A 21,660-nucleotide genomic window follows, 5' to 3' on the forward strand; every position below is an offset into this window, starting at 1 on the left:
TAAGGTATTCCCAGCCCGGGCCGGAACCCCCTCCGGTCACGCCGTTACCGGCGAACGGCCGACCGCACGCCGCAGAACGACAGGACGGTGCCCCGTGCACATCTCGCAGGCCTTCGCCACGCGGAGCCCCCAGGGCCCCGAGGGCCCGGACGCCGGACGGGCCTTTCCCCGCCGCCCGGCCCGGGGCAGGGCGGCCGCCGCCCTCACCGCCGCTGCCACCCTCGCCCTGGTCCTGACCGGCTGCGGCGGAAGCGGAAGCGGCAACTCCGCGCCGAAGTCCGCCGGGAGCACCGCCGACGCCGACCGGGTCGAGCCGCTGGCCGCCCCGCCCGCGCCGAAACTGCCGGTGACGGTCGACTCGGCGGACGGCACGAAGGTCACGATCGGTTCCACCGACCGGATCGTGCCGCTGACCGGGGCGCTGAGCGAAATCGTCTTCACCCTCGGTTTCGGGAAGCAGGTGGTCGCCCGGGACATCACCGCCACCTTCGAACAGGCCGGGAAACTCCCGGTGGTGACCCGGGCCCACGACGTGTCGGCGGAGAGCGTGCTCTCGCTGAGGCCGACGATCGTCCTCGCCGACACCACCACCGGGCCTGCCGAGGCGATCGACCAGATCCGCGACGCCGGTATCCCGCTGCTCGTCGTCGAACCCGCCAAGGAGCTCGCCGACGTCGGCCGCCGTATCGGCACCGTCGCCGAGGCCCTCGGCGTACCGTCCGCCGGCACGGAGCTCAAGGAGCGGACCGAGTCCCGGATCGCCGCCGTCCAGAAGTCCATCCCGGACCGGGCGGGCGGCGAGAAGCCCCGGGTCGCCTTCCTCTACCTGCGCGGCTCGGCCTCCGTCTATCTGCTGGGCGGCGCGGAGTCCGGGGCCGGTTCGCTGCTGGAGGCGGCGGGCGCGGTCGACGCCGGCAAGGAGTCGGGCCTGGACAAGGACTTCACCGCCATCACCAGTGAGGCGCTCGCCAAGGCCGCGCCGGACGCGATCCTCCTGATGACCAAGGGGTTCGAATCGGTCGGCGGCATGGACGGCCTGGTGAAGATCCCCGGTATCGCGGAGACCCCGGCCGGGATGGACCGCCGGATCGTCACCGTCGACGACGGGGTGCTGCTCAACTACGGGCCGCGCACCGACCGGGTGCTCGCGGAGATCGTCGAGCAGCTGTACGCGACGGGCGGCACGGGCCGGTGACCACCGCGTACGAGGAACGCACCGGGGCCGGTCCGCAGGCCCCGGGCGAGGGAGCGGACGGCGTCGCCACCCCCGAGTCCCCCCGGAGCAGGGCGTATCTGCTCGCCGCCGCGCTCTCCCTCGCCCTGCTCGTCGGCTGTCTGCTCTCCGCGGCGATCGGCGCGTACTCCATCCCGCTCGGCGACGTCCTGTCCTCCGTGCAGCACCGGATCGGGCTCGGCGGCCAGGAGCTGGACCGGGTCGGCGAGAGCGTCCTGTGGAACGTACGGCTCCCCCGGGTCGTCCTCGCCCTGCTCGTCGGCGCGTCCCTCGGCTGTGCGGGCGCGCTGATGCAGGGCGTGTTCGGCAACCCGCTCGCCGAGCCCGGCGTGATCGGCATCTCGGCGGGCGCGGCCGTGGGCGCGGTCGCCTCGATCGCGCTCGGCCTGAGCTTCTTCGGCAACTGGACCATCACCGTCTGCGCGTTCGTCGCCGGACTGGTCACGGTCCTGCTCGTCTACACGCTCTCGCGGTCCGGCGGCCGGACCGAAGTGGTGACGCTGATCCTCACCGGCATCGCCGTCAACGCGTTCGCGGGCGCGCTGATCGGCCTGTTCATCTTCTTCGCCGACAACGCGCAGATCACCCAGATCACCTTCTGGCAGCTCGGTTCGCTCTCCCAGGCCACCTGGCCCAAGGTGCTCGCCGTGCTGCCGTGCGCGCTGGCCGGGCTCCTCATCGCCCCCTTCTACGCCCGCAAGCTGGACCTGCTGGCGCTCGGGGAGCGGCCCGCACGGCACCTGGGCGTGGACGTGGAGCGGCTGCGGATCGTGCTGGTGCTGGTGGTGGCGCTGCTGACGGCCGCCGCGGTCGCCGTCGCCGGGATCATCTCCTTCGTCGGGCTGCTCGTCCCGCATCTGCTGCGGATGGCCAACGGTCCCGGCCACCGCTTCCTCGTTCCGGGCAGCGCGCTCGGCGGCGCCCTGGTCCTGGTGGCCGGCGACCTCGCGGCCCGTACGGTGGCGGCCCCCGCCGAACTGCCGCTCGGGGTGCTGACCGCGCTCTTCGGCAGCCCGTTCTTCTTCTGGCTGCTGCGCAGGACCCGTCGTAAGCAAGGTGGTTGGGCATGAGGACACTGAGAGACCTGTTCGCGGTACGCCCCCGGGAGCTGCCCTCGCCCGTGGCCCCCGGCTCCCCCGGCGTCGAGGCGGTCGGTCTTACGGTCCGGCTCGGGCAGCGGCAGGTGCTGGACTCCGTCGGTCTGACCGCGCACGCGGGCGAAGTGGTCGCCCTGGTCGGCCCGAACGGCGCGGGCAAGTCGACGCTGCTGGCGGCGCTGGCCGCCGATCTGCCCGCCGCGAGCGGCGAGGTACGGATCGACGGGCGGCCGGCCGCCGCGTGGTCCGCGCCCGAACTGGCGCTGCGCCGCTCGGTGCTGCCGCAGTCCGCCGCGCTGTCCTTCCCGTTCCCGGTGGAGGACGTCGTACGGATGGGGCGGGCGCCCTGGGCCGGTACGGAGCGGGAGGACGAGGACGACGCGGCGGTGGCCGCGGCGATGGCGGCCACGGAGGTGACGCGGTTCGCGGGCCGGCCGTTCTCGGCGCTGTCGGGCGGCGAGAGGGCCCGGGTGGCGCTGGCCCGGGTGCTGGCGCAACGGGCCCCGCTGATGCTGCTCGACGAGCCGACCGCCGCCCTGGACCTGCGCCACCAGGAGCTGGTGCTGCGGATCTGCCGGGACCGGGCCGCCGCCGGGGACGCGGTGGTGGTCGTGCTGCACGACCTGGGCCTCGCCGCGGCGTACGCGGACCGGGCCGCCGTCCTGCACGAGGGGCGGATCGCGGAACTGGGCTCGCCGGACGAGGTGTTCAGCGGTGAGCTGCTCGGTGAGGTCTACCGGCAGCCGGTGGAGGTCTTCCCCCACCCCCGTACGGGCAGGCCGCTGATCGTGCCGGTGCGCGGGGTCTGACATGGCTGCCTCCGCCGCCGGATCACGGTGTGGGCGCTGTATCCGGTCCCCCGCCGCACGCCGTGCGCCGCCCCGGTAGGGTTTCGACGGTCAGTGCGGGCGACGGATCAGAAGGCGCGGAAGCAACGGATGACGAGACACCCTGGGCTGGGTCGGCTGACGGCGGGGCTCGCGACGGCGACGGTGCTGTGCGTGACGGCGAGCGGCTGTGTGACGGTGCACGGGGAGCTGGAAGTGCTGCCCGGGGCGAAGAAGCCGGAGGCCGCACAGGCACTCAAGGACTTCACCGACGCCTACAACGCCGCGGACAAGGCGTTCGATCCGGCGCTGGACGCGGACCGGGTGACGGGTTCGCTCGGCGCGATCAACCAGGCCGGGCTGAAGGCGCGGCAGACGTACAACCCCGAGGGCAACAAGGCGCACAAGCCGCTGGTGCTGGACGACGCGACGTACGTCGTCCCCAAGAAGGCGGGGTGGCCGCGCTGGTTCCTCGCGGACACCGACTCCAACCGGGACCGGGACGGCGGGAAGCTGGACACCCGCTGGCTGGTGGCGTTCGTACGGTCGGGCCCCGACGCGCTGTGGAAGGCGGCCTACCTCGCGGTCGTCCCGTCGTCCCAGGTGCCGGAGTTCACCCTGGACGAGGAGGGGTTCGCCACTCCGGTGGAGCCCGGGGACGACGGTCTGGCCGTGGCGCCCGCAGAGCTGAGCACCTCGTACACCGGCTATCTGCAGAGTGGCGCCCCGGATGTGTTCACACCCTCATCGGCGACCTCGGGCTGGCGCGAGACACGCCGCACCACACGGCGGGCGGGGTTCTCGTACCAGTACGTCGACCAGCCACTGACGCGTGCGGCGTTCGCGCCGCTCGGACTGCGCACCGAGGACGGCGGGGCGCTGGTCTTCTTCAGCAGCAAGCACTTCGAGCGGCAGACCGCGGCGAAGGGGCTGCGCCCCGAGGTCAACGCGGATGTGAAGGCGCTGCTCACCGGCGAGGTGAACAGCAGTCTCACCAAGGAGCGGGTCTCCAGCCAGCTGGTGCACGTCCCGCCGCGCGAGGGAGCGGCCGGATCCAAGTCCGGTTCCGGTTCCGGTTCCGGCGGCAAGGTACGGATGCTGAACCGGCTGCCCGGTCTGGTCGCGGCGAAGGGCGAGTAGGCAGGGCAGCGGCTCGGGCCGCCGCGCCGCGGGGCGGCCCGGCGACGTCCGACGGCGCCCGGCCCTGCGGCCGGGCGGTCGCGCGCCGGACCGGTGAGCCAGCGGCTCAGCGGCTCAAGGGCCAGGCGATCGAGTCGTGGTCCAGCTCGCTCTGCTCGGCACTGCCCGCGTACCGCGCGCACGCGTCGGTGAGCGTCTCCAGCAGGGTCAGCGGATCGGGCAGCTCGTGCTCGGGGCCCCGCACCCAGTGGACGTCCAGCTCACCGGGGAGCCGGGCGGGCGGCAGCAGGACGTAGCTGCCCCGGCAGTGCCAGCGCAGGCCCGGGTGGGCGTCCATGGTCTCGGGGTGGCAGTCCAGCTCGCAGGGCCACCACTCGTCCTCGTCCTCGGGGGTGCCGCGGGTGGCGGTGAAGAAGAGCATCCGGTCCTCGCCGGACTGGGCGACCGGGCCGACGTCGATTCCGGCGTCGAGAAGGCGCTCCAGGGCGCCGCGGCCCGCGGTGAGCGGCACGTCCAGCACGTCGTGGATCATGCCCGTCGCGGTGATGAAGTTGGCCAGTGGCTGACTGTCCGCCCAGCGCTCGATCTGGGCGCGGTCGGTGGTCGACTGGGTCTGCCAGGCGAAGGAGATGGGATGCCGGGCGGGGGTGGGACAGCCGATGCGTTCGCACGAACATCGGTATCCGAGGGGGTGGGCGGCGGGGGCGATGGGCATACCCGCGTCGGCGACCGCCAGGAGCAGCGCGACCCTGGCCGACTCGTCGGCCTCGGCCCCCGGCGATTTGGGACGTCGCCGCAGCCACTGGGAGATCCTGCTCTCTGTGCCGCGGAAACGGCCGGAATCGGCGCCCATCTATCCCCTCACCTCAGCAGTTCACCTCAGCGTTGCCTCTCCATCGTCGCACCATCCTGCGGTTCGGGTGGCCAGAGTTCACCAGCGGGGCCGAGTACCACCGCACCGAGTGAGCACCATCACGCCCGATGTCACCCATATCGGACGTCTCTCACTCGTGCCGCTGGACCCCGGGCCCCCCGCCGGGCCCTCGGGGTCAGGGTCGCGGGGTGAGCCCGCCGAGGGCGTAGTCGACGATCGCGTCGGCGTACGTGTGGGTGAGCGGCAGGGTCCGCAGCAGCCAGCGGTGCATCAGCGGGCCGATGAGCAGCTCCAGGGCGATCCGGGGGTCGGCGTCGGCACGCAGGTCCCCGGCCTCCTGGGCGGCCCGCAGGCGTGTGACGTACAGCGCGAGCTGCGGTTCGAGCAGCTTCGTGACGAATTCGGCGCCCAGTTTCGCGTCGACGATGCCCTCGGCGGTCAGCGCGCGGGTGGGGACCTCCAGCGCCGGGTCGTTCAGCTCGTCGACGGTGGCCCGCAGGACGAGCTTGAGGTCGGCGGTCAGATCGCCGGTGTCGGGGATGCCCTGCGCGGCGTCGCCGGACTGCGGCCCGGCGTCCTCGGCGGCCCGGCCCGCCAGGGCGAGGAAGGCGTCCATCAGCACGGCGGCCTTGGAGGGCCACCAGCGGTAGATGGTCTGCTTGCCGACCCCCGCGCGGGCGGCGATACCCTCGATCGTCGTGCGCTGGTACCCCACCTCTCCCACGAGGGCGAGGGCGGCGTCGTGGATCGCGCGGCGGGAACGGTCGCTGCGGCGGCTGGAGTCGGGTGCCTTGGTGGGTGCCATGCGTCCAATCTAACGCCCACCGAACCGATACGTATCGTCTTGCGGCGGCTACGGGTCGTGGGCCGGGCAGCGGCACATCGGGGCGGCGCCGGAGATCCGGACGGCGCGGCGCGTCCGGACGGCGCGGCGCGTCCGAACGGCGCGGCGCGTCCGAACGGCGCGGCGCGTCCGGGCGGGGGCCGCGATCGGGGGGTCCGGTGAACCACCCGATCGATCGACTGCGGATCCGGCGCGCACGGCGCACCATGGGCTCACGCACAGACCGTGCGCATCCCACCGTTCCGCGGCCCGGCCGCCGTTCGCGAGGAGCCAGAGTTGAACCGTGACGCCACCCCTCGTCGCTACCTGATGTGCGCCCCGGAGCACTTCCGGGTCACCTATTCCATCAACCCGTGGATGGACCCGTCCAAACCCGTCGACCTGCCGCTGGCCCGGACCCAGTGGGAGGACCTGCGCGACCGCTACCGGGCCCTCGGCCACACCGTCGAGCTGATCGCCCCCCGCCCCGACCTGCCCGACATGGTCTTCGCCGCCAACGGCGCCACGGTGATCGGCGGCCGGGTGCTGGGCGCGCTGTTCGCGTACCGGGAGCGGTACGCGGAGGCCGGAGCCCACCGGGACTGGTTCCGGGAGCACGGCTTCACCGAGGTCCATGAGCCGGAGCACGTCAACGAGGGCGAGGGAGACTTCGCCGTCACCGCCTCGTACCTGCTGGCCGGACGCGGCTTCCGGTCCAGTCCGCTCTCGCACATGGAGGCCCAGGAGTTCTTCGGGATGCCGGTCATCGGGCTCGATCTGGTGGATCCGCGCTACTACCACCTGGACACCGCGTTGTGCGTGCTGGACGCGGCGGCCGACGAGATCATGTACTACCCGGACGCGTTCTCCCCCGGCAGCCGGGCGGTACTGCGCCGGCTGTTCCCGGACGCGCTGCTCGCCCGGGAGGCGGACGCGGCGGCGTTCGGCCTCAACTCGGTCAGCGACGGGCGCCACGTCCTGCTGCCGCAGGGGGCGACAGGGCTCCTGGACCCGCTGCGGGACCGGGGTTTCGAGCCGGTCCCGATGGACCTGGGCGAGCTGCTCAAGGGCGGCGGCAGCGTGAAGTGCTGCACCCAGGAGCTGCGGGCCTGACCGGCCGCCGGGGCGTCCCCGGCGGATCGTGACCGGGCCCCGTCCTGATCCGCCGGACACGCCCTAACGGTCCGTGCTCTCCGGCGGCCAGGGATCGCCCCAGGCGACGTCCCTGGCCGCCCGGTACAGCTCGCCGTGGCGCTTGGTGACCGTGGAGCGGGCCAGGCCGTCGTCGCGGGTGCACAGCTCCAGCAGCACCTGGCCCTTGCGGATCTGCGGCCTGCGGATGACCCGGGCGGGCGTCGGGGCGGTGGGGAAGCGGGTGGCGACCACGTAACTGAACTTCTCGTCCTCGTGGCTCAGCGAGCCGCCCTTGACCTGCCGGTGCAGCGAGGAGCGGCTGACCCGGGCCGAGAAGTGGCACCAGTCGGCCCCGGGGGTGATCGGGCAGGCGTCGCTGTGCGGGCAGGGGGCCGCGACGCCCATCCCGGCGGCGGTCAGCCGGTCGCGGGCCTCGATGATCCGGGCGTAGCCGTCGGGGGTGCCGGGCTCCACGATCACCACCGCCTGTCCGGCCGCCGCCGCCGCGTCGACCAGGTCGGTCCTGGCCCCGGCGGTCAGCTCCTTGAGCACATAGCTGACGGTCACCAGGTCCACCGGGGCCAGCTCCAGCGCCGCTCCGATCCGCGCCTTCTCCCAGCGCGCGTCGCGGAGCCCCGGAACCCCGGACGCCTCGGCGAGTTCGCGGCCGAGCGCGAGGGCCGGTTCGGCCCAGTCCAGGACGGTCGTGGCCGGGCCCTCCCAGACCCCGGCCACCGCCCAGCTCGCCGCGCCCGTGCCGCCCCCGACGTCGGTGTGGGTGGCGGGCGTCCAGTCGGGGGCGGCCCCGGCCAGGGCGTCGAGGGCGGACCGTACGGCTTCGTAGGTGGCGGGCATCCGGTACGCGGCGTACGCGGCGACGTCGGAGCGGTCCCGCAGGATCGGGGCGTCCGTCGGGGTCTCCCCCCGGTAGCTGGCGATCAGCCGGTCGACGGCCTGCGCGGCCTGTCTGGGCGGCAGTCCGTCGAGCAGCCCGGCCAGCGCCGCGCGCAGGGACTGTGCGGTGGGGAGGGTGACGTTCACCGCCGAATTGTAGGCGGAGGCGACCCGGTGCACGCATTCCGCTTCGCCGGGCCACGGGAGGGTACGGAGAGACGTGCGCGGGCGGCACGGGTCCGCGACGGGTGAGCGACGGGTCGGCACCAAGGCTTCACGTAACCGGTACGGAACGGGAATCCGGCGAACTCCACACCGCCGTGGGCCTGTTGCTACGCTGGCCCGCGCGTGGACGGCACCAGGTCAAGATGGTCCAGCAGGGGAGCCATGAGGCAGAAGATCGTGCGGTTGACGCTCGTCGGCGGGGTGGTCTTTCTCGCCCTGCTCCTGCTGCTGGCCACCTGTGGCGGCAGCCCCGACGAGGACGACCGGAAGAACGGCGCGGCGGCCGGGACGGCGAAACCGGTGCTGCCGAGCGCCGGGCCGGTGACCCGGCTGACCGTTCCGCCGCAGTACGCGACGGACCGGGGGTGGGAGATCATCGGCTCCTCCCCCGACGTGGCCGTCTCCCACGCGACGGGCCTGCTGGCCTATCTGGAGCGGTCGAAGGACAACCGCTACCGGCTGCGTACCGTCGACACGGCCACCGGCGAACTGGGCTGGCGCGGCAAGGCCTGGCGGCAGCCGGACCCGCTGCACTATCCGAGGCTCGCCACGGTCGCCAAGGGCGACCGGCAGTTCTTCGTGACCTGGTCCTACGGGAAGGTCGGCGACGGGCTGTCGCCGTCGAAAACCTTCATCGCGCTCGATCTGTACGACGTGACGAACGGGAACCGGCAGCGCGTCGAGGTGCCGTGGTCCGGCGCCCCGGATGTCAACACGACCGGGCCGTCCATCGTGATCAGCGACGCGAAGGCGAACAGCACCTTGGTGGACCCGGTCACGGGTGAGGTGTCCGAGCTGGGCGCGGACAAGCTGAAGTACCCCAAGGGCTGCCCGGCCTGCAAGCAGCTCACCGAGGTGCACGGGCAGACCGCCGAGGGCCTGCTGCTGGGCGGGGCGCGGGAGTTCTGGGTGCTCGGCGGCTGGTTCAGCCGGAACGTCGCGCCCAAGGGCGCCGACAGGGGCAGCGGTGTGGTGACGTCGACGACCCCGGACCAGGTGCTGGCGAAGTGGGCGCCCGCGAAGAAGACGAAGCGGGCGGCGACCCACGAGCTGTGGGCGGTGCACGACGCGGCGACCGGTGAGGTCCTCACCTCGGTGGAGTGCCACAAGCCCGCCATAAAACCGGGGCGTTTCCCGCAGGCGGTCCTCTCCCCCTCGGGCGATTACCTGATCGCCGGGAACCTGGCCTTCGATCTGGAGGCGAAGCAGGGCCGCTGCTTCGAGGACGAGGACGGCGCCGCCCATCTGACGCTGGCCACGGTGACGGACGACGGCATCGCGTACGGGGCCGAGAACGCGCGCGACGCCTCGGAGGCGCTGTCCGGCGGGGGGCTCCCGGTCGCGATGGACTTCGCGACCTGGAGCACCGAGCGGCTGTCGCGCAACGCGCGGCTGCCGGGGACGGAGACCACGGGCGTCGGGGTGTTCCGCTGGACCGACCGGCAGGACCGTACGCATCTGATCGGGTACCCGCGGTCCGGCTGAGTCCTGCGCGGCGGGCGTCGGGGCCGCGGTGGCTTCAGAGGCCGCCGGCCTCGCGGCCCGCTCGCTGCCAGGGGCGGCACAGGAGCAGGAAGCAGGCCACCGCCGCCACCGCGCACACGACCTGGACCACGGCCATCGGGACGGCCGTGTCCTCGCCGGCGATGCCGACCAGCGGGGAGGCGACGGCGCCGATGAGGAACGAGGACGTGCCGAGCAGCGCGGAGGCGGAACCCGCCGCGTGCTTGGTGCGCATCAGGGCCTGGGCGTTGGTGTTCGGCATCGCGAGGCCCATCGCCGACATCAGCACGAAGAGCCCGGCCGCGACCGGTACGAGGCCGACCTCGCCGAAGACGCCGGCCGTCATGAGCAGCAGCGCGACGGCGGCCAGCACGATCACCGCGAGGCCGACGCCGAGCACCTTGTCGAGGCTGATCCGGCCCACGAGCAGTTTGCCGTTGATCTGCCCGACGGTGATCAGGCCGATCGAGTTGAGCCCGAAGAGCAGGCTGAAGGTCTGGGGCGAAGCCCCGTAGATCTCCTGCACGACGAACGGGGAGGCGGCGATGTACGCGAACAGGACGGCGAAGGCGAGCCCGCCCGCGACCATGTAGCCGGTGAACACGCGATCGGCGAGCAGCCCCCGCATGGTGCGCAGGGCGTCGGCGACCCCGCCGGTGTGGCGGTCGGCGGGCGGCAGCGTCTCGTGCAGCCACTTCCAGACGACCAGGGTGAGCACGACGCCGACGGCGGTCAGCACGACGAAGATGCCCCGCCAGTCGGTGATCCGCAGGACCTGGCCGCCGATCACCGGCGCGATGACCGGGGCGACGCCGGAGATCAGCATCAGGGTGGAGAAGAACCGGGCCATCTCCACGCCGTCGTAGAGGTCGCGCACCACGGCCCGGGCGATGACGATGCCGGCCGCGCCGGCGAGCCCCTGGAGGAGACGGAAGCCGATGAGGAGTTCGGCGGTGGGGGCCAGGGCGCAGATGGCGGTGGCGATGACGTAGACGACCATGCCGAGGAGCAGCGGTCTCCGGCGGCCCCAGCGGTCGCTCATGGGACCGACGACGAGCTGGCCCAGCGCCATTCCGGCCAGGCACGCGGTCAGGGTGAGCTGCACGGTGGCGGCGGGGGCGCGGAGGGAGTCGGTGACGGCGGGGAGCGCGGGGAGGTACATGTCCATGGACAGCGGCGGCAGTGCGGTGAGTCCGCCGAGGACCATGGTGACCAGGAGGCCGGTGCGCCGGGCGGTCTTCGCCGCCGGCCCGGGGAGGCCGGCGGGGGCGGTGACCTGCGGGGCGGCGGGGTCGACGGAGAGGGCGCCCGCGTCGCCGTGCGGGATCGTCCGGTCGTCGGCCCCTGCACCGGTCCCGGTGGCGGGTATGTGTGCTCGCTGGGCCCGGCTGCCGCCGCTGTCCGGCATTCTCTTCTCCACATCGTTGAATACGCATCTATGCTCTCAGCTAGGCCGGAGTGGTCGATACCTTTTTCGGGCGGGCTGGGGTGGCGGGCATGGGTGGGACGGTGCGTTGGGGTGTTCTGGCGACGGGCGGCATAGCCGCGAGGTTCACGGCGGACGTACAGGGGCTCCCCGACGCCGAGGTGGTGGCGGTGGCCTCGCGCACGGAGGCCTCGGCGCGGGAGTTCGCCGAACGGCACGGGATCGGGCGGGCCTACGGCGGCTGGGCGGAGCTGGTCGCCGACGACGAGGTCGACGTGGTGTACGTGGCGACGCCGCACTCGGCGCACCACGCGGCTGCCTCGCTCGCGCTGCGGGCCGGAAAGCATGTGCTGTGCGAGAAGGCGTTCACGCTCAACAGCCGGGAGGCGGAGGAGCTGGTGGCGCTGGCCCGGGAGCGCGGCCTCTTCCTGATGGAGGCCATGTGGACCTATCTCAACCCGGTGGTCCGCCGCCTCACCGAGCTGGTCCGGGACGGGGCGATCGGCGAGATCCGTACCGTACAGGCGGATTTCGGCTTCGCGGGCGACTTCGCTCCCGGGCACCGGCTGCGCGATCCGGACCTGGGCGGCGGGGCGCTGCTGGACCTCGGCGTCTACCCGGTCTCCTTCGCCCACCTGCTGCTGGGCGAGCCGGACCGGGTCCGGGCCGACGCGCTGCTGTCCCCGGAGGGCATCGACCTGAACACGGGGATGCTGCTCGGCTGGGACTCCGGTGCGACCGCGCTGCTGTCGTGCTCGATCGTCGGCCACCATCCGACGGCGGCCACCGTCATCGGCACGGCCGGGCGGATCGACCTCCCGCGCGACTTCTTCCATCCGGACCACTTCGTGCTGCGGCGCGCGGGCGCGGAGCCGGAGACGATCACCTCGGGGCCGGGATGCCAGGGGCTCTCGGGCATGCAGTACGAGGCCGTCGAGGTGGCGCGGGCGGTGCGGGCGGGCGAGACCGAGTCCCCGCTCGTCCCGCTGGAGGGTTCGCTGGCGGTGATGCGGACGCTCGACGCGGTACGGGACCGTATCGGCGTCCGCTACCCGGCGGACCGCTGAGCCCGGAGCGTGCGTGAGGCCTCCGGTGCGGGCGGGAGGTTCTACGCGGGGGTGAGCCCCGGGTTCCCGGCCTCGGTGACGAAGGAGGCCGCTGTGGCGAGGGGCGCGCCGGGGGTCGTGACGGCCGCCACCGTACGGAAGTCGGCGCGGGCCTCCTTCGTTCCGAGGGTGACGAGCGCGTAGCCGCGCCGCCCGTTGTAGTGCTTGAGGTGCGGGTTGGCGCGGGTCTGGTTCTCCCAGTTGGCGGGCCGGTCCGCGCCGTCCTTGCCGCTGCTGATGGACGTGGTGACGATCTCCGTGCCGACGGTCCGCGAGGCGGGGTCGTCGAAGTCCTTCTTCAGGTCGAAGGCGTAGGAGACGTGGACGTCTCCGGTGAGGACCATGAGGTTGGCCACCCCGGCGGCCTCGGCCCCGGCCAGCACCCGCTGCCGGGAGGCCGGGTAGCCGTCCCAGGAGTCCATGGAGAGCTTGAAGGCGTCGGTGGGCACATCGCGCCGCCGCGCGAAGGTGACCTGCTGCGGAACGACGTTCCAGGTGGCGTTCGAGGCCCGCCAGCCGTCGGTCAGCCAGCGCTCCTGGGCGGCCCCGGTCATGGTGCGCGCGGGGTCCTCCGACTCGGGTCCCGGGGTGCGCCACCCGTCGCCGTACGCCTGGTCGCTGCGGTACTGCCGGGTGTCGAGGATGTCGAACTGGGCGAGCCGCCCGAACTTCAGGCGGCGGTAGAGCCGCATGTCGGGTCCGGTGGGGCGCTGCGGGGTGCGCAGCGGCTGGTTCTCCCAGTACGCGCGGTACGCGGCGGCCCGGCGCAGCAGGAACTCCTCGGGAGGCACGTCGTTCTCGGGGGTGCCGCCCGCGTAGTTGTTCTCGGTCTCGTGGTCGTCCCAGGTGACGACGAAGGGGTGGGCGGCGTGGGCGGCGCGCAGGTCCGGGTCGGACCTGTAGAGGGCGTAGCGCAGCCGGTAGTCCTCCAGGGTGACCGTCTCGCGGTTGTAGTGCGCGGGAAGTCTGCGGTCGGTGTAGCCGCGGGCTCCGCCGGTGGCGGTGACGGCGTACTCGTAGAGGTAGTCGCCGAGGTGGAAGACGACGTTGACGTCCTCGGCGGCGAGGTGGCGGTAGGCGGTGAAGTAGCCGTCGTGGTACGCCTGGCAGGAGACGGCGGCCAGGGCCAGGGAGCTGGTGCGGGCTCCGGGGGCCGGGGCGGTGCGGGTGCGGCCGACCGGGCTGGTCCAGCTGCCGGCGCGGAAGCGGTAGTAGTAGACGCGGCCGGAGTCGAGGCCCTGGACCTCGGCGCGGACGCTGTGGGCGAACTCGGGGTGGGCGGTGACCGAGCCGCGCCGCTCGATACGGCGGAAGCTCTCGTCGCGGGCCACCTCCCAGCGCACCTCGACCCGGCCGCGCGGCAGTCCGCCGCCCGGCTCGTAGGGGCGGGGCGCGAGCCGGGTCCAGACGAGGACGGACGCGGGCTGCGGGTCGCCGGAGGCGACACCGAGGGTGAACGGGTCCTCGGTGATCCGGCGGGCGTCGAGTTCGGCGGCGCTCGCCGTGCCGGCGGCGGGCAGGTTCACGGCGAAGGCGAGCGCGGCGGCGGCTCCGGTGACGGTCAGGAAGCGTCTGCGTCCCACGCCCGGTTCGAGCAGCCGTGCGGCGGCGCGGAGCTCGGTGACCCGTGTGCTCTGATCGGGCGTCATGATGGTTCCTGCGGCTGTCATATGCCCCTCCTCAGCCCGGATGCTGTCGGGGTTCATGGCAGCCGCACGCGACGACGCACCGTTGTCGCGTGCACAACATCCGCATGGCGGGTCGATGAGCACCGCGTGCTCCGTGCGCCGAGCCGTCCCGTACGCTGCCGGGCCATGAACACTGAGCAGACCGGCCGGAAAGTCGCCGTCGTCACGGGTGCGGGATCGGGGATCGGGCGGGCCGTCGCGCTCGCCCTCGCGAGCGCGGGCTGGTCCCTCGCGCTCGCCGGCCGGCGGGCCGAGCCGCTGGCGGGGACGGCGGCCGCCGCCGGGGACACCGACGCGCTGTGCGTCACCACGGACGTGACCGACGCCGACGAGGTCGGCGCGCTCTTCACCGCCGTACGGGAGCGGTTCGGCCGGCTGGACCTCCTGTTCAACAACGCGGGCACGTTCGGCCCCGGCGGCGTACCGCTGGAGGACCTGGCCGTCGAGGACTGGCGGGCGGTCGTCGACGTGAACCTGACGGGCGCGTTCCTGTGCGCGCAGGCGGCGTACCGGCTGATGAGGGAGCAGGACCCGCAGGGCGGCCGGATCATCAACAACGGTTCGATCTCCGCCCACGCGCCGCGCCCGCACTCGATCGCGTACACCGCGACCAAGCACGCGATGACGGGGCTGACGAAGTCGCTGTCGCTGGACGGCCGGGCCTACCGGATCGCCTGCGGGCAGATCGACATCGGCAACGCGGCGACGGAGATGACCGAGCGGATGTCGACCGGGATCCTCCAGGCCAACGGGGAGCTGGCGGCGGAGCCGGTGATGGCGGCGTCCGACGTGGCGCGGACGGTGGTGCACATGGCGGAGCTGCCGCTGGAGGCGAACGTCCAGTTCGCCACGGTCCTGGCGACGAACATGCCGTACGTCGGGCGAGGTTGAGATCGAGGTTGTGCCCGGACCTGATCAGGCTCGTTCGAACTAGCCATTAAATGGCCGAATTTGCGGATTTCTCCGCGCCCGACCGAGCAAGCGCGTGCTGACCGTATGATCGCATGCTGTTACGCCTTCACCAGAACACCACAGAAGGAACACCGCATGCGCATACGCACCGCTGCGCCGATCGCCCTGGCCGCCGCCACCGCACTGGCCGGCTCGCTCCTCGCCACGGCCGCACCGGCCGCGGCCGCCCCCCACCAGGGCGGGCTGCACTTCGGGACCGTGCAGTACGACGGCCCCGGCAAGGACAACCGGACCACGAAGTCGCTGAACGCCGAGTGGGTGAACATCCACAACAACGGCAAGAAGAAGGTCCAGCTCAAGGGTTTCAAGGTGAAGGACAACACCGGCTACACCTACACCTTCGGCAGCTACACGATCGGTGCGGGCAAGACGGTCAAGCTCCGCACCGGCAAGGGCAAGAACGTCTCGGGCACCGTGCACTGGAACCGGGGCTCGTACGTCTGGAACAACACCGGTGACAAGGCGCGGCTGATCAAGCCGAACGGGAAGCTCCAGGACTCCTGCTCCTGGAAGAAGTCCACCAAGGCGAACAAGGGCGTCAAGAACTGCCACTGACCCGCCCCGGGAGGGCCGGTCGCGGAACGGGGGGCCGCGACCGGCCCTCCCGGACGCCGTATCGCTGCACCCCTGCACCCCTGCACCGCCGCACCGGGCGGGGAATGCCGGGAGCGGCGGCACGGTTGGACCCCTGCATGACACCAGATCCCGCGCCCGAGGTCCTGCGCTACACCGCCTTCTCCGCCGACCCCGCGGGCGGGAATCCCGCCGGCGTCGTCCTGGACGCCTCCGGGATGGGCGAGGAGGCGATGCTCGCCGTCGCGGCGGAGCTGGGCTACAGCGAGTCGGCGTTCCTGACGGAGCGGACCGGCGGAGGCGCGTACGGGATCCGCTATTTCAGCCCGAAGGCCGAGGTGCCCTTCTGCGGTCACGCCACGGTCGCCACGGCGCTCGCCCTGGCCGAACGGGACGGGCCGGGTGAGCTGGAGTTCGCCACGGCCGCGGGTCCGGTACCGGTGACCGTCGTACGGGAGGGCGGCGAACTCCGCGCCACCCTCACCAGTGTGGCCCCACACGTCGAGGAGATCGCGGCGGCCGACCTGACGGAGGCGCTGACCGCTCTGGACTGGGCGGCCGCCGACCTCGACCCGGCCCTGCCGCCCCGGATCGCCTACGCGGGGGCCCGGCACCTGGTGCTGGCCGCCGCCACCCGGGAGCGGCTGGCCGACCTGGCGTACGACTTCGCGCGCCTCGAAGCGCTGATGCACCGGCTCGACCTGACGACGCTGCAACTGGTGTGGCGCGAGGGGCCCGGGGTCTTCCACGTCCGGGACCCGTTCCCGGTGGGCGGGGTCGTCGAGGATCCGGCGACGGGCGCGGCGGCGGCGGCCTTCGGGGCGTACGCACGGGAGCTGGGGCTCGTACCGGACACGGCCGTCCTGACGCTGCACCAGGGGGCCGACATGGGCCGGCCCGGCACACTCACCGTCGAACTGCGCGCGGGAGACGCCAGGATCCGGGTCAGCGGGACGGGCACCCGGATCGGCTGAACCGCCTTCCGGGGGCGGCGAACCCCGGGGCGGTCCAGCCGGTGCCTCCTTCGGACGGCGGTTCAGCCGGTGACCTCCTTGGCCGGGGAGACGTGGGCGTACCAGCGCTCCGCCTCCTCCGGGTCGAGCGCGCGCTCCAGCAGGGCGTCGCCGCGCATGCCGGGGAAGAAGCGGCCCGCGGGCCAGGTACGCCGGTAGGACGGCTCGTCCAGGACCAGCAGCCGGACGCCGTCGACGACGGGGATGTCGGCGGGGGCGCCCTCGTTCCAGATGAGTTCACCGTCCGGAGCCACCAGGTCGAAGGAGCCCACGGTGTCCACCTGGCCGGGGGTCTCCCGGCAGACAGCCGCCTCCTGCGCCGACGGCGCGTGGCCCTCCACATGGCCGCCGCCTATGAGCGCGTCGGCGAGCAGGGTGTGCAGCTGGAAGTTGTCCCCGATGCCGGAGAGGCGCAGGAGGTAGCCGGTGCCGCTCGACCGGTGGAGGGCGACGAGCGGTTCGTCGTCCAGCACGAGGAGCGCGTGGGCGAGGGACTTCAACTCCGTTCCGGAGGCCCGCTCCACCGCACCGAGCAGCCGCAGCGCCTCGCCCCGGAAGCCGGTGGCCCGCCGCACACCGGGGTGGTTCAGCAGCGCGACGGCGGCCATCTCCCACTGGGGAAGGGTCCACCAGCCGACGGCCGCGTCGGCGCCGGCCCGCTCCACCACGTCCGGGCCCGGCTCGCCGCCGTCCGGGACGGGGAACGCGCCGCCCCCGGTCCCGATCCACGCTTCGCAGAACACCAGAGCCTGCTCCAGCGCCCGTCGCAGCCCGGCCAGCACTCCCGGCGCGCAGCGCTCGGCGTCCGCGCCGCGCTCGACACAGGCCCCGACAAGCACGGCGACGACGGCACGGGGGCCGGGCGGGACCTGCTCCAGCACGGCGGCGAGCCGCGGCCCGCCGTCCAGCAGCTCCGCCTCACCGGCCTGCCCGAAGGTCTCCTGCAACCGGACGAACGCCTTACCGGAGCGCTTGGCGTCCTGTGCGGTCACCGCCGCCTCGAAGTCGGCGACGGCTCCCCCGAACCCGGCTTTACCGAATATCATTCCAGCACCTTAACGACGCGCCGCCGACGCCACGAAGCCGGTCGCCCCCCAGGGCTCCCCACGCCCCTCACCGCACGTAGACCCCTTCCCGCGCGGCGGCGACCGCGGCGGCGGCGGCCCGGTCGGCGGCCGCCTCGTCCAGCGGAGCGCCGCTGGCCAGCAGCCGGTAGTACAGGGGCGCCGACACCGCGGCGATCACCTCGCCCGGGACCGTCCCGGCGGGCAGTTCGCCGCGATCGACCGCCGCCTCGACACAGCCGGACCATTCCCCGATCCGTACCGCGTAGAAGCGGTGCAGGGCCTCGGCGGTCCGCGGATCGCAGGTGGCGGCGGCGATGACGGCCGCGAAGAGAGCACCCTGCCGGGAATCGGTCAGCGTCCGGACCACGAGCCGGGCGTTGGCCCGGAGGTCCTCGGCCAGGGACCCGGTGTCCGCGCGCGGCAGCGACTGCTCCGCCATGTCCGAGAGCAGATCGGCCACCAGCCCCGCGGGCGCGGACCAGCGCCGGTAGACGGTCGTCTTTCCGACCCCGGCCCGCCGGGCGACATCGGCCAGGTCGAGCCGGTCGAAGCCGTGCTCGACCAGCGCGTCCCCGGCGGCACGCAGCACCGCCTCCCGCACCCGGGCGGTGCGGCCGCCGGGACGCACGGTGCCGGGCTCCCCCCCGTCGGCGTCGAGGCCTCCAGAGCCTCCGGGACTCTCGGAGCTTCCGGAGCCTTCAGCACTTTCAGAAGTCATAACGGGTCTCCAGTTCCATTAACAACGCTCCCCCTGTTACGGTGACACCCACCTTAACGGAACCACAGAACCATTAAGGATCTGCCGCCCAGGAAGGCGCCCTGCCATGTCCCGTACCGCACCCGCACCCGCACCCGCACTCACCGGACCGACGACCGCCCCCCGCGCCGCCGGCCCACGCATGACGAGACGCCAGAAACTCGTACTGGCTCTGCTGCTCGGCTCCCAGTTCATGATCGCGGTGGACTTCTCGATCCTGAATGTGGCACTGCCCGTCGTCGGGGAGGGGCTCGGCTTCTCCCTCGCCCACCTCCAGTGGATCGCCACGTCCTTCGCGCTCGCCGCCGCCGGGTTCACCCTGCTCTTCGGACGCGTCGCCGACCTCGTCGGCCGCAAGAACCTGTTCATCGGCGGCATGGTCGTCCTCGGGCTCTCCTCCGCGCTCGGCGGCCTCGCCACCTCGCCCGAGGTCCTCCTCGCCGCCCGCGTGCTCCAGGGCCTGGCCACCGCGGCCGTCACCCCCGCCGGGCTCGCGCTGCTGACCACCGCGTTCAAGGAGGGGCCGCTGCGCGAACGGGCGCTGGGGCTCAACGGAGCCCTGATGTCCGCCGGGTTCACCGCCGGAGCGATCCTCGGCGGCCTCCTGACGGACCTGCTCTCCTGGCGCTGGGCCTTCTTCATCAACGTACCGGTCGCGGCCCTGGTCGTGATCCTGGCACCTTCCGTGATCACCGACTCCCGGCCGGAGCGGCGGCCCCGGCTGGACGTGCCCGGCGCGGTCACCGTCACCGGCGGGCTGCTGCTGCTCGTCCTCGGGCTCACCCAGGCCGGCGAGACCGGCTGGACCACCCCCACCACGCTGGCCCCCCTGGCCGCCGGCGTCGCCCTCCTGATCGCGTTCGTCCGCATCGAGCGGCGGGCCGCCGCACCGCTCGTCCCGATGCACATCCTGAAGCGGCGGAGCGTCGTCTGGGGCAACGCCGCCGGGCTGATCGCCTTCGTCACCGAGACCTCGCTGGTGTTCCTGCTCACCCTGTACCTCCAGGAGGTCCTCGGCTACTCCGCGCTGGCCACCGGCCTCGCGTTCGGCGTGCTGGGCGTCGGCACCGTCGTCGGCGGGATGCTCGGCGGACGGGCGGTGGGCCGGTTCGGCAACCGGCGCGCCATCGTGCTGGGCGGGGTCGTCCAGGCCGTCTCCACCCTCTCCCTCGTCGCTCTCGGCACCTCCGGCTCCTGGATCTGGCTCCTGCTGGCGGCCACCTTCGTCGGTGGTGTGGGCAACATGCTGATGATCGTCGGGTTCATGGTCACGGCCACCTCGGGTCTGCCCGACGAGGAGCAGGGGCGGGCCACCGGACTGGCGACGATGACCCAGCAGGTCGGCATCACCCTCGGCATCCCGGTGATGAGCGCGATCGTCACCGCCCGGACGGGAGCCGCGACGGGCCCGGAGGCCGTACTGTCCGGCGTGTCCATCGCCATCCTCGTCAACTCCGCACTGGTCCTGGCCGGCGCCCTGCTCGCCGGGCACTTCCTGACCGAGAGGAACCGGACGGCATCGGCGGAGAGGTGAGCGGAGCGGGACCCCCCCCGGGAGCCGCACCGGTCGGTCCCGGGGGGCGGGACAGCATCGGCAGCGGGATGACACGGACATGCCCGAGCCCGAGCCGCTGACCGTGTACACCCCGCTGAACACCGACGGGCCCGTTGATGGCCGGGCGGTAACCGCACACTGAACACCGAGGCGTTACGATCGCGGGCACCGCAGCCGACCAGCAGCCGCACGGCAGCCGAGCCCAGGAGTACCGAACTTGTCCGCACCACGCATCGGCGTATCCATCGTGACCATGGGAGACCGCCCGCAGGCGGTCGAGGCGCTGCTGGCGTCGGTCGCCATGCAGGATGTCCGGCCCACCCGGCTCGTGATCATCGGCAACGGGACGGCGCTCCCGGACTTCACCGCGTTCCCCGGCCTGGAGGACCTCGACGGCGGGGTGACCGCCATCGAGCTGCCGGAGAACCTCGGCTGCCCGGGCGGCCGGAACGCCGGTCTGCGCAGGCTCGCCGAGATCGGCGACGTGGACGTGGTGATCGAGCTGGACGACGACGGGCTGCTGGTCGAGAAGGACGTCTTCCGCCGGGTGCGGGACCTCTTCGCGGCCGACGACCGGCTCGGCATCGTCGGCTTCCGGATCGCCGACGAGCACGGCGAGACGCAGCGGCGCCACGTGCCCCGACTGCGGGCCGGCGACCCGATGCGCGGCGGCCCGGTCACGGCCTTCCTCGGCGGCGGGCACGCGTTCTCCATGAAGATGCTGGAGCAGACCGGGCCGTGGCCCGCCGAGTTCTTCTTCACCCACGAGGAGACCGACCTCGCCTGGCGCGCGCTCGACGCGGGCTGGAAGGTGCTGTACGAGCCCGAGCTGCTGCTCCAGCACCCCAAGACGTCCCCGGCCCGGCACGCGGTCTACTACCGGATGACGGCCCGCAACCGCGTCTGGCTGGCCCGCCGCAACCTGCCCCTCCCCCTGGTCCCCGCCTACCTCGGCACCTGGACCCTGCTCACCCTCGCCCGCACCCGCGACCCGAAGGGCCTGCGCGCCTGGGCGGGCGGCTTCGCCGAGGGCGTCCGCACCCCGTGCGGCGAGCGGCGCCCGATGCGCTGGTCCACGGTGTGGCAGATGACACGGCTGGGCCGGCCGCCGGTCATCTGACCCGCCGCCCGCGGGCTCAGCGGTCCCCGGGGGCCCAGCGGTAGAGCACGTCCGGCTCGTTCTCCTCGTTGCGGGCACCGTCGTCGAACGCGACGGCGGTGAACCCGTGCCGCTCGTAGAAGGCGCGGGCGGCGGCGTTGCGCTGGAACACGTACAGCGTCAGGGCCCCCTCCACCGCGCCGCGCACCTCCGCCAGCAGCCGGCTCCCGATCCCCCGCCGCAACGCGTCGGGCCGCAGGTAGAGGTGATCGAGCTCGTCGCCCCCGGCGAGCACGGCGAACCCGAGCAGCTCCCCGCTCTCCACCGTCTCCTCGGCCACCCACACCGCGGTGCTGGTGGGCAGCACGACATGGGTGATCCACGCGAGGGTGTCCTCGTCGCTGTGGACCCGGGGCAGATACGGCATGGCGGCGGCCCGGGAGGCCAGGAAGACCCGGGTGACGGCCTCCGCGTCGTCCGGCGTGGCCGGGCGCAGCCGTACGCCCTGCTGGTCCGGCCGCGCGGCTCCGGTGCTTTCCGCAACGCTCATCGTCCTGTGCCCCGTTTCCGTCGACTCGGCGCCCGCCGGTTTCGGCCGACCCTCGATCACCGGTGATCAGAACACGCCGGGAGCCTTCCACGCAGCTGGGATA

At 73.1% G+C, this 21,660-nt stretch carries 20 protein-coding genes; 12 read left to right on the top strand and 8 right to left on the bottom strand.

Features of this window, described 5'->3' with window-relative positions; all coding sequences use genetic code 11:
* The first annotated feature begins 94 nt into the window (after positions 1-94).
* The 4 genes from ACH4RG_RS13270 (at position 95) to ACH4RG_RS13285 (ending at position 4,298) form a co-directional block, all read left to right on the top strand.
* Positions 95-1,195, top strand: coding sequence for a hemin ABC transporter substrate-binding protein (locus ACH4RG_RS13270; protein ID WP_397930328.1), 1,101 nt, complete (start codon positions 95-97; stop codon positions 1,193-1,195).
* Positions 1,192-2,304, top strand: coding sequence for a FecCD family ABC transporter permease (locus tag ACH4RG_RS13275; RefSeq protein ID WP_398539508.1), 1,113 nt, complete (start codon positions 1,192-1,194; stop codon positions 2,302-2,304). The genes ACH4RG_RS13270 and ACH4RG_RS13275 overlap by 4 nt, the downstream gene beginning before the upstream one ends.
* Positions 2,301-3,140, top strand: coding sequence for a heme ABC transporter ATP-binding protein (locus tag ACH4RG_RS13280; RefSeq protein WP_397930323.1), 840 nt, complete (start codon positions 2,301-2,303; stop codon positions 3,138-3,140). Before ACH4RG_RS13275 ends, ACH4RG_RS13280 begins: the two co-directional genes overlap by 4 nt.
* A gap of 129 nt (positions 3,141-3,269) precedes the next feature.
* Entirely contained in the window at positions 3,270-4,298 is a 1,029-nt protein-coding gene (locus tag ACH4RG_RS13285) for a hypothetical protein (RefSeq protein ID WP_397916537.1), read from the top strand.
* Between the two features lie 106 nt (positions 4,299-4,404).
* Here the strand turns inward: ACH4RG_RS13285 and ACH4RG_RS13290 are convergent, their stop codons facing one another.
* Positions 4,405-5,151: a bifunctional DNA primase/polymerase gene (locus tag ACH4RG_RS13290; protein ID WP_397916538.1), complete on the bottom strand. Its 747-nt coding sequence runs from the start codon at positions 5,149-5,151 to the stop codon at positions 4,405-4,407.
* A gap of 196 nt (positions 5,152-5,347) precedes the next feature.
* Positions 5,348-5,977, bottom strand: coding sequence for a TetR/AcrR family transcriptional regulator (locus tag ACH4RG_RS13295; protein WP_397916539.1), 630 nt, complete (start codon positions 5,975-5,977; stop codon positions 5,348-5,350).
* A 315-nt stretch (positions 5,978-6,292) separates the two neighbouring features.
* On the opposite strand from ACH4RG_RS13295, the gene ddaH reads away from it, so the two are divergent.
* The gene (ddaH, locus tag ACH4RG_RS13300; protein WP_397916540.1) at positions 6,293-7,108 is read left to right on the top strand and encodes a dimethylargininase; all 816 of its coding nucleotides are present in this window, start codon (positions 6,293-6,295) and stop codon (positions 7,106-7,108) included.
* 63 nt (positions 7,109-7,171) lie between these two features.
* On the opposite strand, the gene ACH4RG_RS13305 is transcribed toward ddaH, so the two are convergent.
* A complete protein-coding gene (locus ACH4RG_RS13305) occupies positions 7,172-8,170 on the bottom strand; it encodes a small ribosomal subunit Rsm22 family protein (protein ID WP_397916541.1) in 999 nt (332 codons plus the stop codon).
* A 240-nt stretch (positions 8,171-8,410) separates the two neighbouring features.
* On the opposite strand from ACH4RG_RS13305, the gene ACH4RG_RS13310 reads away from it, so the two are divergent.
* Entirely contained in the window at positions 8,411-9,733 is a 1,323-nt protein-coding gene (locus ACH4RG_RS13310) for a hypothetical protein (RefSeq protein WP_397916542.1), read from the top strand.
* 34 nt (positions 9,734-9,767) lie between these two features.
* On the opposite strand, the gene ACH4RG_RS13315 is transcribed toward ACH4RG_RS13310, so the two are convergent.
* Positions 9,768-11,159, bottom strand: coding sequence for a multidrug effflux MFS transporter (locus ACH4RG_RS13315; RefSeq protein WP_397916543.1), 1,392 nt, complete (start codon positions 11,157-11,159; stop codon positions 9,768-9,770).
* An 89-nt stretch (positions 11,160-11,248) separates the two neighbouring features.
* On the opposite strand from ACH4RG_RS13315, the gene ACH4RG_RS13320 reads away from it, so the two are divergent.
* Positions 11,249-12,244 carry a Gfo/Idh/MocA family protein gene (locus ACH4RG_RS13320; RefSeq protein ID WP_397930320.1) on the top strand — a complete coding sequence of 332 codons (996 nt, stop codon included), beginning with the start codon at positions 11,249-11,251 and terminating at the stop codon, positions 12,242-12,244.
* A gap of 41 nt (positions 12,245-12,285) precedes the next feature.
* Here ACH4RG_RS13320 and ACH4RG_RS13325 read toward each other — a convergent pair whose 3' ends face one another.
* Positions 12,286-13,953: an alkaline phosphatase D family protein gene (locus tag ACH4RG_RS13325; protein WP_398539509.1), complete on the bottom strand. Its 1,668-nt coding sequence runs from the start codon at positions 13,951-13,953 to the stop codon at positions 12,286-12,288.
* 144 nt (positions 13,954-14,097) lie between these two features.
* Here ACH4RG_RS13325 and ACH4RG_RS13330 point away from each other — a divergent pair, with 144 nt between their 5' ends.
* From ACH4RG_RS13330 to ACH4RG_RS13340, 3 genes are all read left to right on the top strand, one after another.
* Entirely contained in the window at positions 14,098-14,862 is a 765-nt protein-coding gene (locus ACH4RG_RS13330; protein WP_397916546.1) for an SDR family oxidoreductase, read from the top strand.
* Between the two features lie 156 nt (positions 14,863-15,018).
* Positions 15,019-15,498 carry a lamin tail domain-containing protein gene (locus ACH4RG_RS13335; protein WP_018958201.1) on the top strand — a complete coding sequence of 160 codons (480 nt, stop codon included), beginning with the start codon at positions 15,019-15,021 and terminating at the stop codon, positions 15,496-15,498.
* A gap of 137 nt (positions 15,499-15,635) precedes the next feature.
* Positions 15,636-16,490 carry a PhzF family phenazine biosynthesis protein gene (locus ACH4RG_RS13340; RefSeq protein WP_397930317.1) on the top strand — a complete coding sequence of 285 codons (855 nt, stop codon included), beginning with the start codon at positions 15,636-15,638 and terminating at the stop codon, positions 16,488-16,490.
* A gap of 62 nt (positions 16,491-16,552) precedes the next feature.
* On the opposite strand, the gene ACH4RG_RS13345 is transcribed toward ACH4RG_RS13340, so the two are convergent.
* Positions 16,553-17,575, bottom strand: a complete 1,023-nt coding sequence (locus ACH4RG_RS13345; protein WP_397916548.1) for a hypothetical protein — start codon at positions 17,573-17,575, stop codon at positions 16,553-16,555.
* Between the two features lie 67 nt (positions 17,576-17,642).
* A complete protein-coding gene (locus ACH4RG_RS13350) occupies positions 17,643-18,224 on the bottom strand; it encodes a TetR/AcrR family transcriptional regulator (protein WP_397916549.1) in 582 nt (193 codons plus the stop codon).
* 271 nt (positions 18,225-18,495) lie between these two features.
* On the opposite strand from ACH4RG_RS13350, the gene ACH4RG_RS13355 reads away from it, so the two are divergent.
* Both ACH4RG_RS13355 and ACH4RG_RS13360 read left to right on the top strand, forming a co-directional pair.
* Positions 18,496-19,887: an MFS transporter gene (locus tag ACH4RG_RS13355; RefSeq protein ID WP_398539776.1), complete on the top strand. Its 1,392-nt coding sequence runs from the start codon at positions 18,496-18,498 to the stop codon at positions 19,885-19,887.
* A 238-nt stretch (positions 19,888-20,125) separates the two neighbouring features.
* Positions 20,126-21,028 carry a glycosyltransferase family 2 protein gene (locus ACH4RG_RS13360; RefSeq protein WP_397916551.1) on the top strand — a complete coding sequence of 301 codons (903 nt, stop codon included), beginning with the start codon at positions 20,126-20,128 and terminating at the stop codon, positions 21,026-21,028.
* Between the two features lie 16 nt (positions 21,029-21,044).
* On the opposite strand, the gene ACH4RG_RS13365 is transcribed toward ACH4RG_RS13360, so the two are convergent.
* A complete protein-coding gene (locus tag ACH4RG_RS13365; RefSeq protein ID WP_397916552.1) occupies positions 21,045-21,557 on the bottom strand; it encodes a GNAT family N-acetyltransferase in 513 nt (170 codons plus the stop codon).
* Between the last annotated feature and the right edge of the window lie 103 nt (positions 21,558-21,660).

Source organism: Streptomyces sp. NPDC021019, from assembly GCF_044333295.1.
Classification (GTDB): domain Bacteria; phylum Actinomycetota; class Actinomycetes; order Streptomycetales; family Streptomycetaceae; genus Streptomyces.